This window comes from Pseudomonas sp. zfem001, from assembly GCF_032621725.1.
Lineage (GTDB): Bacteria > Pseudomonadota > Gammaproteobacteria > Pseudomonadales > Pseudomonadaceae > Aquipseudomonas > Aquipseudomonas sediminis.
In genome coordinates this window covers 1,002,028-1,014,415 of the sequence record NZ_JAVYJI010000001.1, presented here as the reverse complement: position 1 = coordinate 1,014,415, position 12,388 = coordinate 1,002,028, and the positions used below count along the sequence as shown (strand labels likewise).

The following is a 12,388-nucleotide window of genomic DNA, read 5'->3' as shown; positions in this document are numbered from 1 at the left end:
TCTGAACAGCTATGGGCTTATCGCCAGTAGTTAGATAAAGGGCCTGCGATCACGGGTCGCGGCCCCTTCAGGCTACTCGGGGGAATGGAAGCTGAGGCTGTAGTTAACCGCGCGCGTGCCCGGGTCGAGGATGTCCAGGGAGATGTGAATGGGCGTCTGCGGCGGCATTTCGCTCTGCCCGGCCAGCTCGCCAGCAAGGTACTCGCTGGGTTTGAAGCGACGACTGGCGACCAGTTGGCCGCCCAGGTCGGCGAAGCGCATCTCCAGCAGAGGGAAGGGCTGGGCGAAGGAGGCGCGGTTATAGAGGATGGCGTCGACGATCAGCGCGCCGGAGAACTCCGGGTGGCTGCGCACTACCAGGTTGCTGCTGCGAATCTGGCTGATGTCGACTTTCGACGGCAGGCTGCAACCGATGTTCGGGCACAGCTGTTCGAACCAGGGGCGATAACGGTCCTGGCGTGCCAGTTCGTCGAAGTTGTAGGTCGCGTACTGCGCCAGCAGGCCGCCCACCGCCAGCAGATTGAGCAGGCCCCAGCCGAACACGCGACCCCAGGACGTGCCCTGTGGCTGGCGCCAGTCGAGTTGCAAGGGCTCGTCGTCCAGTTCGAACAGGCGCTCCTCGCGCAGGCCCGGCTCGTTACGCGCTACCTTGGGGTCTTCACGTTCCGTGCGCTGGTCTTCGTCTTGTCGCTCCGGCTCGTCCTGCTCGTCATCGAGATCACCCAGACGCGGCTCGTCGGCTTCGTCGAGGTCGTCTGCGATGGGCTGCTGCTTGCGAGGTGTGACGGGGGTGAATTCAATGGCGGCTTTGGGCTCCGGTGCAACTGCGGGCTCTGGCTGTTCCTCGGTAGGTTGCAGTTCGAAGCTGCCGCGCTCGCGCTTGACTGGTTCGTCGCGCAGCAGGGCTTCGGCCCAGGCTTCGTCGTGCGTATCTTCGCGTTCATCTGTAGCCCGGCTGCCGAAGTTCTCGGCATAGCGCGGCGCCTGTTCCAGCGCGAGGAACTGTTGTGACAGCTGTTGTTCCTGCTCTTCCAGTCTGGCCAGTTCCTCATCGAGGTCGAGGCTGTCCAGGTCGAGATCGTCATGGATCCACAGGGTATCGTCGGCGGGCTTGGTCGCTGGCTGCTTGCTGGTGTCGGGTTGGGTCTTGAGCGGAGCGCTTACCACGTTGGCTGCCGCTGGCGCAGGTGTGCTCGCACGCGGGCCAAACAGTTGCTTGGCAGCGTTGAACACGTGCAGGCAGGCGCCGCAGCGTACGGCACCATGGGCAGCAGCCAGCTGCGCCTGACTGACGCGGAAGCTGGTACGGCAATTGGGGCACTGGGTGACGTGGCTTTCGCTCATGCGCGGGTCCGGAAAATCCAAGCAGCTAGTCTAACGCAACGACTGCGCGCGGTTCAGCGCTTGACGCCGCTGATGCGCACCCAGCCGTCCTTGACCGCCGTTGGGTCGAGGTCGAACGCACCTGCATAGGCGGCGCGGACTTCCTCGGCCTGTTCGGCGAGAATGCCCGACAGCGCCAGGCGTCCACCGCCTTTGACCAGTGCGGTGATCTGAGGTGCCAGGGAAACCAGCGGGCCGGCGAGAATGTTGGCGACGACCACGTCGGCGGGCTGTTGCGGCATGTCGGCGGGCAGATAGACCGGGAAGCGGGCAGGGTCGATACCGTTTCGCGAGGCATTGTCGCGCGAAGCTTCCAGGGCCTGCGGGTCGATATCGGTGCCCACTGCCTGCGGTGCGCCGAGCAGCAGGGCAGCGATGGCGAGGATGCCCGAGCCGCAACCGAAGTCGATCACGCTGCAGTTATCGAGTGTCTGGCCGTCGAGCCATTCCAGGCACAGTGCGGTGGTCGGGTGAGTGCCGGTGCCGAAGGCCAGGCCCGGATCGAGCAGCAGGTTCACCGCATCCGGTTCCGGGGCAGCGTGCCAGCTCGGTACGATCCACAGGCGCTGGCCAAAGCGCATCGGCTGGAAGCCATCCATCCAGCTGCGTTCCCAGTCCTGATCCTCGATACGCTCGATATGGTGTTCCGGCAATGCGCCGCCACATAGCAGTTGCAGGTGGGCGAGCAGCGCGGCCTCGTCGGTGTCGGCCTCGAACAGGGCCAGCAGGTGGGTGTTCGACCACAGCGGCGTGGTGCCCAGATCCGGCTCGAAGATCGGCTGATCTTCGGCATCCATGAAGGTTACCGACACGGCGCCGACTTCCAGCAGGGCATCCTCGTAGGTTTCTGCCTGCTCAGGTGTGATGGCGAGACGGACTTGTAACCAGGGCATGAGAAACCTCGAAAGCATGTGGAACGGTTTGGCCGCGCAGCTTACTGGAACGGGCGGGCGGCATGCCAGCGTGGCCGCTGAAACGACAGGGGCTGCCCGAAGGCAGCCCCTGTTATGCAGCGAGTCAGGACTCAGTGCTTGTCCATACCCAGTTTCTTTTCCAGGTAATGGATATTCACGCCACCTTTGACGAAACCCTTGTCGCGGGTCAGGTCGCGGTGCAGTGGCACGTTGGTCTTGATGCCGTCGACCACGATCTCGTCCAGGGCATTGCGCATGCGCGCCATGGCTTCGTCGCGGTCCTTGCCGAAGGTGATCAGCTTGCCGATCAGCGAGTCGTAGTGCGGCGGGACGCTGTAGCCGCTGTACAGGTGCGAGTCGACGCGAACACCATTACCGCCCGGAGCATGGAAATGCTTGACCTTGCCTGGGCTGGGCATGAAGTTGTCCGGGTCTTCGGCGTTGATCCGGCACTCGACCGAGTGACCGAGGATCTTCACGTCTTCCTGCTTGATCGATAGCGGGTTGCCAGCGGCGATGCTGAGCATCTCCTTGACGATGTCGATGCCAGTGACCATCTCGGTGACGGGGTGCTCCACCTGAACGCGGGTGTTCATCTCGATGAAGTAGAAACGACCGTCTTCGTAGAGGAACTCGAAGGTGCCGGCGCCACGGTAGCCAATCTCGACACAGGCATCGACGCAGCGCTTGAGCACTTCGGCGCGGGCCTTCTCGTCGATCAGCGGGGCCGGAGCCTCTTCGATCACCTTCTGGTGACGGCGCTGCAGCGAGCAGTCACGGTCATACAGGTGAATCGCGTTGCCCTGGCCGTCGGACAGCACCTGGACTTCCACGTGGCGCGGGTTGCCGAGGAATTTTTCCAGATAGACCATCGGGTTGCCGAACGCTGCACCGGCTTCGGTGCGGGTCAGCTTGGCCGATTTGATCAGGTCTTCTTCCTTGTGTACCACGCGCATGCCGCGACCACCGCCGCCACCAGCGGCCTTGATGATCACCGGGTAGCCCACTTCACGGGCGATGCGCAGGGCGTCTTCCTCGTCTTCCGGCAGCGGACCGTCGGAGCCGGGAACCACCGGTACGCCGGACTTGATCATGGCGTTCTTGGCCGACACCTTGTCGCCCATCAGGCGGATCACGCTGGCGGTCGGGCCGATGAAGGCGAAACCGGAGTTCTCCACCTGTTCGGCGAAGTCGGCGTTCTCGGCGAGGAAGCCGTAGCCCGGGTGGATGCCGGTGGCACCAGTCAGCTCGGCGGCGCTGATGATTGCCGGGATGTTCAGGTAGGACTGTGCGCCAGGTGCCGGACCAATGCAGACGGACTCGTCGGCCAGGCCCAAGTGCATCAGTTCGCGGTCGGCGGTGGAGTGCACGGCCACCGTCTTGATACCCAGCTCCTTGCAGGCGCGCAGGATACGCAGGGCGATTTCGCCACGGTTGGCGATAAGGACTTTTTCCAGCTTCTGCATTGCAGGCTCCCCGTGCATCAAACGATGGTGAACAGGGGTTGGTCGTACTCAACCGGCTGGCCGTTTTCCACCAGGATGGATTCGATCACACCGCTGGCTTCGGCTTCGATGTGGTTCATCATCTTCATCGCTTCGACGATGCAGAGGATGTCGCCTTTCTTCACGGTCTGACCCACTTCGACGAAGTTAGCCGAGGTTGGCGACGCAGCGCGGTAGAAGGTGCCGACCATCGGCGAGCGAGCAACGGTGCCGTTCAGCTTCGGTGCGACGGCCGGAGCGGCTTCAGCGCTCGGAGCGGCTGCGGCGACAGGCGCTGCTACCGGAGCTGGTGCTGGTGCGTACATCGGCTGCGGGGCATAGGCCGGTTGTTTGCTGTGACGGCTGATGCGTACGGACTCTTCGCCCTCTTTGATCTCCAGCTCGTCGATACCGGACTCTTCCAGCAGCTCGATCAGTTTCTTGACTTTACGGATATCCATGAATGGTCAACTCCCAGAGGTGAGGTAGGACTTGTCTACCAGGCTACGCGTCAGGCGCGCCCGGTCAGTTGTTCGAGTGCCGCTTCCAGGGCCAGCCGATAACCGCTGGCGCCAAGGCCGCAGATCACCCCTACTGCAACGTCGGAGAAGTAGGAGTGATGGCGGAAAGGTTCACGCTTGTGCACGTTGGACAGGTGCACTTCGATGAATGGGATGCTCACCGCCAGCAATGCGTCACGTAATGCGACGCTTGTATGGGTAAAAGCGGCAGGATTGATCAGGATAAAGTCGACGCCTTCACCCTTTGCGGCGTGAATGCGGTCGATCAGTTCGTATTCGGCATTGCTCTGCAGGTACAGCAGATGATGGCCAGCCTCGCGTGCGCGCTGCTCCAGATCCTGGTTGATTTCGGCGAGGGTGGTGGCGCCATATTTGTCGGGCTCGCGGGTGCCCAGCAGATTCAGATTGGGGCCGTGTAGCACCAGTAGGGTGGCCATGGTCGCGTTCCTTGTTGTTCGGGCTGCGCAGGACTATGCCGCAGCTGCGCGATGTCAGCAATAGTCGACACGATGCCTGCTGTTTGCGGCAGAAATATGACTATAGCGTTGGTTTCGGTCGTTGCCGGAGCATTTGCAAAGAACGGGCGAGGATCGTGTTGCCAGCGTTCAACGACCTGCCTGGCGGTTGCTGGCCTGATCCAGGCGCCCTGCGAAGGTGGCGGCATTGACCTCACCTACGACACGCAGATCGAGTAATTCGTCACCATTGCCGGCGAACAGCTGGATGGCTGGCGGGCCGAACAGCTTGTAACGGTCCAGCAGGGCGCGCTGGGCGGCGTTGCTTTCGGTGATATCGAAGCGGATCAGGCGCCAGCCGGCCAGTTTGCTGCCGACTTCGGCATTGCCGAATACCTCACGCTCGATGACCTTGCAGCTGATGCACCAGTCGGCATACCAGTCCAGCAGCAGCGGTTGACCCGCGGCTTTGGCCTCGGCCAGTGCGGCGTCCAGTTCGGTGGGGCTACTCAGGGTTTGCCAGGCACCGCTCTTGGCGCTGCTCTGGCTGGCGCCGGCCTGCAACTGGCCGAGCGGCTTGAGCGGATCGCTCGCACCCTGCAATGCACCGACCCAGGCGGCAAGCGCGTAAACCAACAGCGCCAGGCCGGCGATCTGGCTGAGCTTCTGCCGATGTGTCTTGGGCCCAAACTCCAGCGCCCCGAGGAACACCGCCACGCCGCCAGCCAGCAGCCCCCAAAGAGCCAGGCTGAGGCTGCCCGGCAGCACGCGTTCGAGCAGCCATACCGAAACGGCCAGCAGCAGTACGCCGAAGGCATTGCGTACCGTGACCATCCAGGTGCCGGCTTTAGGCAGCAGCGCACCGCCGCCCGCTCCAAATACAATTAAGGGGGTGCCCATGCCAAGGCCTAGAGCAAATAGCTGCAGACCACCTCCGAGCGCGTCGCCGGTTGTACTGATATACAGCAGCAGCCCGGTCAGCGGCGCGGTAATGCAAGGTGACACGATCAGGCTGGACAGCACGCCCAGCGACGCCGCTCCGGTTATCGTCCCTCCTCTCATCTGGCTTGCACGATGATCAAGGCGATCTCGGATGAATGCCGGTAGACGCAATTCAAATGCGCCGAACATCGCGATGGCAAAGATCGCAAAGAACATGGCGAACGGTACCAATACCCAAGGTGATTGCAGCATCGCCTGGAGATTAAGGCTGGCGCCAAAAAGTCCCATCAATGCGCCCAAGACGGCGTAGCAGGCAGCCATTGGAAGTACATAGGCGAGAGATAAGACAAGCCCCCGTGTATTGCTGGGGCGGCCGCGTAGCACAATGCCCGACAGGATAGGGAGCATGGGTAGCACGCAAGGCGTAAACGTCAAACCGAGACCTGCCAGAAAGGCAAGTGCGAGATCCATCCACGTCCATGTGCTGGTTGGCATATCACCGATCTCGATGAACTCTGTCTCTGGCGGGTAGCACAGGCCCTTGTCGGCGCAGCCCTGGTAGCCTACCTGCAGGCGCAGCGGGCGGTTGTCTGGGTTCTCCAGCGGCAGGCGGATATCCAGCACGCCGTAGTACACCTCGACATCGCCGAAGAACTCATCGTGCTTGGCCTCGCCTGCTGGCAATTCGGCGTCGCCAAGCGCCAGATCGGCCGGCTCGACGCTGAAGTTGAGGCGGTGGCGATAAAGGTAATAGCCCTCGGTCGCGACGAAGCGCAGCGTCACTGCCTGTGCATCGCTGCTCACCAGGCTCAGCTTGAAGGCTTCGCGCACCGGTAGGAAGTCGCTGCTGTTATTCAGCGGCGCGCCAAGCGGCGAGGCGGCCGGGCGCTTATCGAAGAGGTTGGCGCTGGCGGGTAGGCTCAGGCAGAGCAGAAGCAGGGGAAGCAGCAGTCGACGCAGTGACATCGGGCGAATATCTCGGCGATAGGTGGCGGCATGATACCGGAAAGCGCCCACCCGCATCGCCGTCGCTGCGCCGGAGCGTCGAATGCCTGGGATGAGCGGAACCTTGGAGACAGCCGGCCTTGTCGAGTTCCCGGGCGGTTGCTGCCTGCGCTGCCATGTCGCAGCCTGCTAAACGCGAAACGCCTGTACGGCGCTATGCAGTTGGCTGCCCAGGTGCAGCAGGCGCTCGCTTTCGTTGCGTCCGCTGGCGATCAGGCCGAGGTTGTCGTCGCCCAGTTGGTGAATGCGTTCACCGTGCTCGCGAATCTCGCTGACCGCATCGCTCTGCTGCGCGGTGGCCTCGGCGATGCGCTCGGCCATGCTGGCGATGGTGCGAATGGCGCTGACGATCTCGTCCAGCGCACCATCTGCGGCCTCGGCCTTGCCTGCAGTGGCTTCGGCATGTTCGACCTGGGCGCGCATGGCCTGTACCGACTGATGCGCCGCCTGTTGCAGGCGACCGATGACGTCCTGGATTTCCGCCGTGGCGCTGCCGGTGCGCTGCGAGAGTGAGCGCACTTCGTCGGCGACCACGGCGAAGCCACGGCCAGCCTCTCCAGCGCGAGCAGCCTCGATGGCGGCGTTGAGGGCGAGCAGGTTGGTCTGTTCGGCAATACCGCGAATCACCGTCAGTACACCGCCAATGGTGGCGGTTTCGTCGGCCAGGCGTTCGATGGCCTGGGCGTTGCCCTGAACTTCTGTCACCAGGGCATGCAGACCTTCCAGGCTCTGGCCGATGACCTGTTGGCCCTGGGCCAGGGCGCGGTCGGCGTCGCGGCTGGCGTCGGCTGTTTGACTGGCGTCCTGGGCGACCTGGCCGATTGTCGCTTCCAGCTCGCCTAGCGCGTCGCGGATCAGAGCGGTATCGCCGGCCTGGCGTTCGGCGCCGCCGTGCAGGCCGCCGCTGAGGTCGGCTAGGGTGCGGCTTGAACCAGCAACATGCTCGGCATGGCCGCGGATGCTGGCGACCAGCTCTACCAGATAGCCGCGCAGGTGATTGAGCGAGTCTTCGATGTCGCGCAACTCGCGGGTGCGGGAGTGGATGCTGATCGGCGTCGCGAAATCACCGCTCGCCCATTGCGACAGCGCCGGTACCAGACGTTCGAGCACCTGTGCCAGGCGCCTTTGGATGCGGTCGATAACCAGGGCAATCAGCAGGATCAGGCCGATCATCAGGCCCTGAATCAGCCTTACCTCGCCCTGAATGCGCGCGTACTCACCTTTTACCAGCGGCTCCAGCGCGGCCAGTGCCTGCTGCACCTGGGTCACGCGCTCGGTCGTGGTCACGGCCAGTTGCTGGCGTTGCTCAACCAGCTCGCGGGTGCGTTGCAGTTCGCTGGGGTAGCGGCGCACCAGCGTCCCCAGTTCACGTTTCAGGTCGATGCCGCGATCCTGCGCCTGTCGCTCCTGCTGGGCGTCGTCCAGTCCGAGCAGCGCGGCGAAACCGACGCTGGCAGAGCTGTCGGCCTGTTGCACGCCAAGTAGCGGCAGCTTATCCAGCGTCTCGACCTGCTGGGCAAGGGCCTTGAGTTCGCGCTCGACATCGCCGAGCAGTTCACTGCGCCCCTGGCTGATGAAGCGTTCACGGGCGTGAGCGAGCTTCAGCAGGCGCGAGCCCGCGTCCTGCAGCGGCTGGCGATAGTCACCGGCTGCCGGGCCGCTGCCACTGGCTGCGTACTGGTTGAGCTGTTCCAAAGCGGCGAGCATCTCGCGCTCGGCTTGCAGCAGCAGACCCTGCGGATCGCCAGCCAGCTTGCCGGCGGCCAGCAATTGATTGGCGCTGAAGTCGCGCAGTTGCTCCAGGCTGGGGCGCAGCTCGGCGGTCAGTTGTTGCGGCAGTTGTTCAATGGATTCGTCGAAGGCGTCGATGGCCTGGGTTGCGGCGCTGTGTTGCACGGCATTGCCGCTGGCCAGATAGGCTTGGATGTTGTCGGCCACCTCGCGCTGAAACTGCTGGGATAGCGTCAGGTAGCGCTCCATCAGTTGCACCGGCTGCTGCAGTGCGCGCTGTGACCACCACAAGGTTGCCGCCAGGGCGACACAGACGGTGACCAGCAACAGAGTATTGAGGTTGGTAAGCAGCTTGAGGCGCATGACGGGCTCGATCGACAACTGAACGATGCCCGCGAGCGTATTGCGATTTGGTTACATCCTGATGACGCCGTGAACGGCGTCACGTTTGGCGGCGCTTTATTCCTCGTCGTACAGCTCCGCGCGGTTACGACCACCATGTTTGGCCTTGTACAGCGCTTCGTCGGCGCGTTTGGACAGTGCGTTGCCGTCCAGGCCGGGTTGCAGCATGGCGATGCCACAACTGAAGGTGCAGGACAGGTCCTGCGGCTGGGCTGGGTAATGGATTTCGGCGAAGCGCTGGCGAATTTCCTCCAGTACCTTGAGCGCCGATTGTTCATCGGTGTCGGGCAGTACCACGGCGAATTCTTCGCCGCCATAACGGCCGATATGGTCGGTCTTGCGCAGGCGTTGCTTGAGAAACAGCGCCAGGCTCTTGATCACCCGGTCGCCCATGGGGTGGCCGTAGGTGTCGTTGACCTTCTTGAAGTGGTCGATGTCGAGCATGGCGAAGGCCAGCGGTTGCTCTTCGCGGCGTGCGCGGAAGCAGGCGTCGTCGAGCAGTTGCAGGGTGTGAGTGTGGTTGTACAGGCCGGTCAGGCTGTCACGCACCATGCGCGCCTTGAGGTTGCGCGCACGTGCCGCGCGGTTGCGTACGGTGGCGATCAGGTGGCGTGGTTTGATCGGCTTGGTGAGGAAGTCGTCGCCGCCCTCGCTCATGGCATCGAGCTGCTTGTCGAGGTCGTCCTCGGCCGACAGATAGATGATCGGCACGCTGACGTAGCGGTCGTTGTGGCGGATCACCTTGGCCAGTTCGGTGCCGTTGCACTCGGGCATGTACATGTCGAGGATGATCAGATCCGGCTGGAACTCGGCCAGCGCATCCATTGCCAGGATAGGCTCGGTAAGGGTGTGGGTGAGGATGCCGGCGCTGTTGAGTACGCGCTCGGTGTGGGTCGCCTGGGCTTTGGAGTCGTCGACGATCAGTACCTTGTACGGGTCGTATTGCGAGACGTGAGTCAGCACTTCGATGCGTTCGAGCAGGCTCGATGCATCCAGCGAGCCAGTGAAAAACTCCTGGCCGCCGGCGCGTACGGCGGCCAGGCGTGTCGGGGTGTCGGTGTCGCAGTGGCTGAAGAACAGCAGCGGAATCTTCTGCTCCAGGCCTTCCTGCACCGAGCCTGCCAGCTCCAGCCCGGCGCCAGCGAAGTCGACGTCCATGACGATGGCGGCGGGGTGGCGTTCGGTGATGGCGGCGCGGAAAGCACGCTCATCGCTCAGTGCCTGTGCGGCCAGGCCGAAGAACTCCAGTTGTTGAGCCAGGCGTTCGGCGCGCTGTGCATCCTGCAGGGCCAGGTAGACCGGTTTGCGCAGCGGTGGCAGGAAGGTTTGCTCGAAGGCGTCGCTATGGCGCAGGCCGGTACGTGAAAGGCGTTGCATGGCCTGATTGAGGCGAGCGATCAGCGTACTGTTGAGACGGCCGCGATTTTCCACGACCTCGTCGAGGCTGGTGCCAATGCTTTGCGCCAGTTGCGCATGCTCGATCTGCTCGAAGCGTTCGGCATAACGTAGCAGGCGCAAGTTGGCTTCGGTCAACTCGGCCATGCCGGCGTCGTTCCATTCGCTGCGCTGCAGGCGCTGCCATACTTCCAGCACCTGGCGCGCCTGATGAATCACGCGCTGGGCGAAGTGATGCTTGAGGCGGTCGCGACTGGGATCCGGGTGCTCGGTCATGGGCCGACTTCTATAGGTGGTTAAGTCAGTGGTGGCTTGATGCTATCACTTGCTGCGGGCGCTGGCATTGCCGCCGATCAATTGACGGCCGTATTTCTGTCGAATAAGCGACAGAAATGTAGTTTTCCCGTACCAGCGGTAAGTTTGCGCCTGCGCCCTGCGTTTTGCAGTGGGCTTGCCTTATAGTGCGGAATAGGTCGCAACCCGTTGGCCAGGTTGTGGTCGAACACTCGAATTCGCTTAAAAAGGGACACTGTCATGCTGGACTGGAAGAATCGCTCGACGAACTCGCAGGGCAGCGCCGATAAGGCCTCAGGGCGCGACCGCAGCGGTGGCAACCTGATCGCTCGATCACTAGGCGGCCTGATCGGTGTCTATCTGCTGATCGCCCTGGTGGTTGGTTGGTACTGGAGTCAGGAGCCGTCTGCGTTTCAGGTGCAGCAGCATGCTCAGAGCGAGGCGCAGCAGGCGCAGCGCCAGATGGTGACCGGTTACACCACGGTGGAAACCCTCAAACAGGTCGCCAGCACGCTGCTCGACAAGCCGGGCGGCTACCTGTCCAACGACCTCGCGCCGCCCGGCCTGTGGCTGGACAACATGCCGAGCTGGGAATACGGCGTACTGGTGCAGGTGCGTGATTTCTCCCGTGCGCTGCGCAAGGATTTCGCCCGCTCGCAGTCGCAGTCGACCGAAGACCCGGACCTGGCCAAGGCCGAGCCGCGTTTCCACTTCGATAACAAGAGCTGGGCATTGCCGGCGTCCGAGTCTGAATACCGCGAGGGCATCAAGTCGCTGGATCGCTACCTGGCTCGTCTGTCTGATACTGGGCAGAAGAATGCGCAGTTCTATGCCCGTGCCGACAACCTCAACAACTGGCTGGGCGATGCCGGCACTCGTCTCGGCTCGCTGTCGCAGCGCCTGTCGGCCAGCGTCGGCCAGGTGCGCCTGAACGAGAACCTGCAGGTGGGCAACGACGCCGAAGAGTCCGGACTGGTAGGGCGAGATGGCGTGTACGAGACGCCGTGGCTGCAGATCGACAACGTGTTCTACGAAGCTCGCGGTCAGGCCTGGGCGCTGGCTCACCTGCTGCGCGCGATCGAGGTCGACTTCGCCGACGTGCTGGCGAAGAAGAACGCCACTGTCAGCGTGCGTCAGATCATTCGTGAGCTGGAAGCAGCGCAAGCCACTCTGTGGAGCCCGATGATCCTCAACGGCAGTGGCTACGGCATCCTCGCCAACCATTCGCTGGTGATGGCCAACTACATCTCCCGTGCCAATGCCGGCATGATCGATCTGCGTCAACTGCTGAGCCAGGGTTGATGGTCGCGATTTCGGCAGCGGAAGCGGCGCATCGCGTCGCTTCCGATCAGGAGCGGGTGGCCTGGGTCGATGAGCATGATCAGCCACTGGGTGGTGTTTCCCGGGCCGAGCTACGCGAGCAGCGCCTGATCGGACGCGGCACCTACATCCTGTTGTTCAATTCGGCTGGGCTGCTGTGCGTGCACCGGCGCACCCTGAGCAAGGCGCTGTATCCCGGCTATTGGGACGTAGCTGCCGGCGGCATGGTGCTCGAAGGTGAGGACTATCGGCTCTCTGCCGAGCGTGAGCTGGCCGAGGAGCTGGGTATCGTCGATGCCGAACTGATCGAGCATGCGCACTTTCTTTATGACGCACCGGAAAGCCGCCTGTGGTGCATGGCGTATTCCGCGGTGTCCGATGCGCCACTGCAGCTACAACCGGAGGAAGTTCTGGAGGCGCGCTTCATCAGCATTGAGCAGGCGCTGGAGGAAACTCACCGCCTACCTTACTGCCCGGACTCGTTGGCGGCGCTGGAGCGCTATATGAACAGGCCGCTTGCGGCCTCCCGATGACCCTCTCCC

Annotated in this window: 10 protein-coding genes; 2 read left to right on the top strand and 8 right to left on the bottom strand. The window is 63.1% G+C overall.

Features of this window, described 5'->3' with window-relative positions; translation table 11 throughout:
- Window positions 1–72: 72 nt before the first annotated feature.
- The 8 genes from RTH74_RS04855 to RTH74_RS04820 all read right to left on the bottom strand — a co-directional run bounded on the left by RTH74_RS04855 (window position 73) and on the right by RTH74_RS04820 (window position 10,508).
- Window positions 73–1,344, bottom strand: coding sequence for a DUF3426 domain-containing protein (locus RTH74_RS04855; RefSeq protein WP_316913921.1), 1,272 nt, complete (start codon window positions 1,342–1,344; stop codon window positions 73–75).
- Between the two features lie 53 nt (window positions 1,345–1,397).
- Window positions 1,398–2,276, bottom strand: coding sequence for a 50S ribosomal protein L11 methyltransferase (prmA, locus tag RTH74_RS04850; protein ID WP_316913920.1), 879 nt, complete (start codon window positions 2,274–2,276; stop codon window positions 1,398–1,400).
- 131 nt (window positions 2,277–2,407) lie between these two features.
- Window positions 2,408–3,763, bottom strand: a complete 1,356-nt coding sequence (accC, locus tag RTH74_RS04845) for an acetyl-CoA carboxylase biotin carboxylase subunit (protein WP_316913919.1) — start codon at window positions 3,761–3,763, stop codon at window positions 2,408–2,410.
- Window positions 3,764–3,780: 17 nt separating this feature from the next.
- A complete protein-coding gene (gene accB, locus RTH74_RS04840; protein ID WP_316913918.1) occupies window positions 3,781–4,242 on the bottom strand; it encodes an acetyl-CoA carboxylase biotin carboxyl carrier protein in 462 nt (153 codons plus the stop codon).
- Window positions 4,243–4,292: 50 nt separating this feature from the next.
- Entirely contained in the window at window positions 4,293–4,739 is a 447-nt protein-coding gene (gene aroQ, locus RTH74_RS04835) for a type II 3-dehydroquinate dehydratase (protein ID WP_024306841.1), read from the bottom strand.
- Between the two features lie 168 nt (window positions 4,740–4,907).
- Window positions 4,908–6,665 carry a protein-disulfide reductase DsbD gene (locus RTH74_RS04830; RefSeq protein WP_316913917.1) on the bottom strand — a complete coding sequence of 586 codons (1,758 nt, stop codon included), beginning with the start codon at window positions 6,663–6,665 and terminating at the stop codon, window positions 4,908–4,910.
- A 168-nt stretch (window positions 6,666–6,833) separates the two neighbouring features.
- Window positions 6,834–7,877 carry a methyl-accepting chemotaxis protein gene (locus RTH74_RS24130; RefSeq protein WP_420713136.1) on the bottom strand — a complete coding sequence of 348 codons (1,044 nt, stop codon included), beginning with the start codon at window positions 7,875–7,877 and terminating at the stop codon, window positions 6,834–6,836.
- A gap of 1,017 nt (window positions 7,878–8,894) precedes the next feature.
- On the bottom strand, window positions 8,895–10,508 hold the full coding sequence (locus RTH74_RS04820; RefSeq protein ID WP_316913915.1) for a PleD family two-component system response regulator: 1,614 nt from the start codon (window positions 10,506–10,508) through the stop codon (window positions 8,895–8,897).
- A gap of 258 nt (window positions 10,509–10,766) precedes the next feature.
- Between RTH74_RS04820 and RTH74_RS04815 the strand changes: the two genes are divergently transcribed.
- On the top strand, window positions 10,767–11,828 hold the full coding sequence (locus RTH74_RS04815) for a DUF2333 family protein (protein WP_316913914.1): 1,062 nt from the start codon (window positions 10,767–10,769) through the stop codon (window positions 11,826–11,828).
- Window positions 11,828–12,379 carry an NUDIX hydrolase gene (locus RTH74_RS04810; RefSeq protein WP_316913913.1) on the top strand — a complete coding sequence of 184 codons (552 nt, stop codon included), beginning with the start codon at window positions 11,828–11,830 and terminating at the stop codon, window positions 12,377–12,379. The genes RTH74_RS04815 and RTH74_RS04810 overlap by 1 nt, the downstream gene beginning before the upstream one ends.
- The last annotated feature ends 9 nt before the right edge of the window (window positions 12,380–12,388 follow it).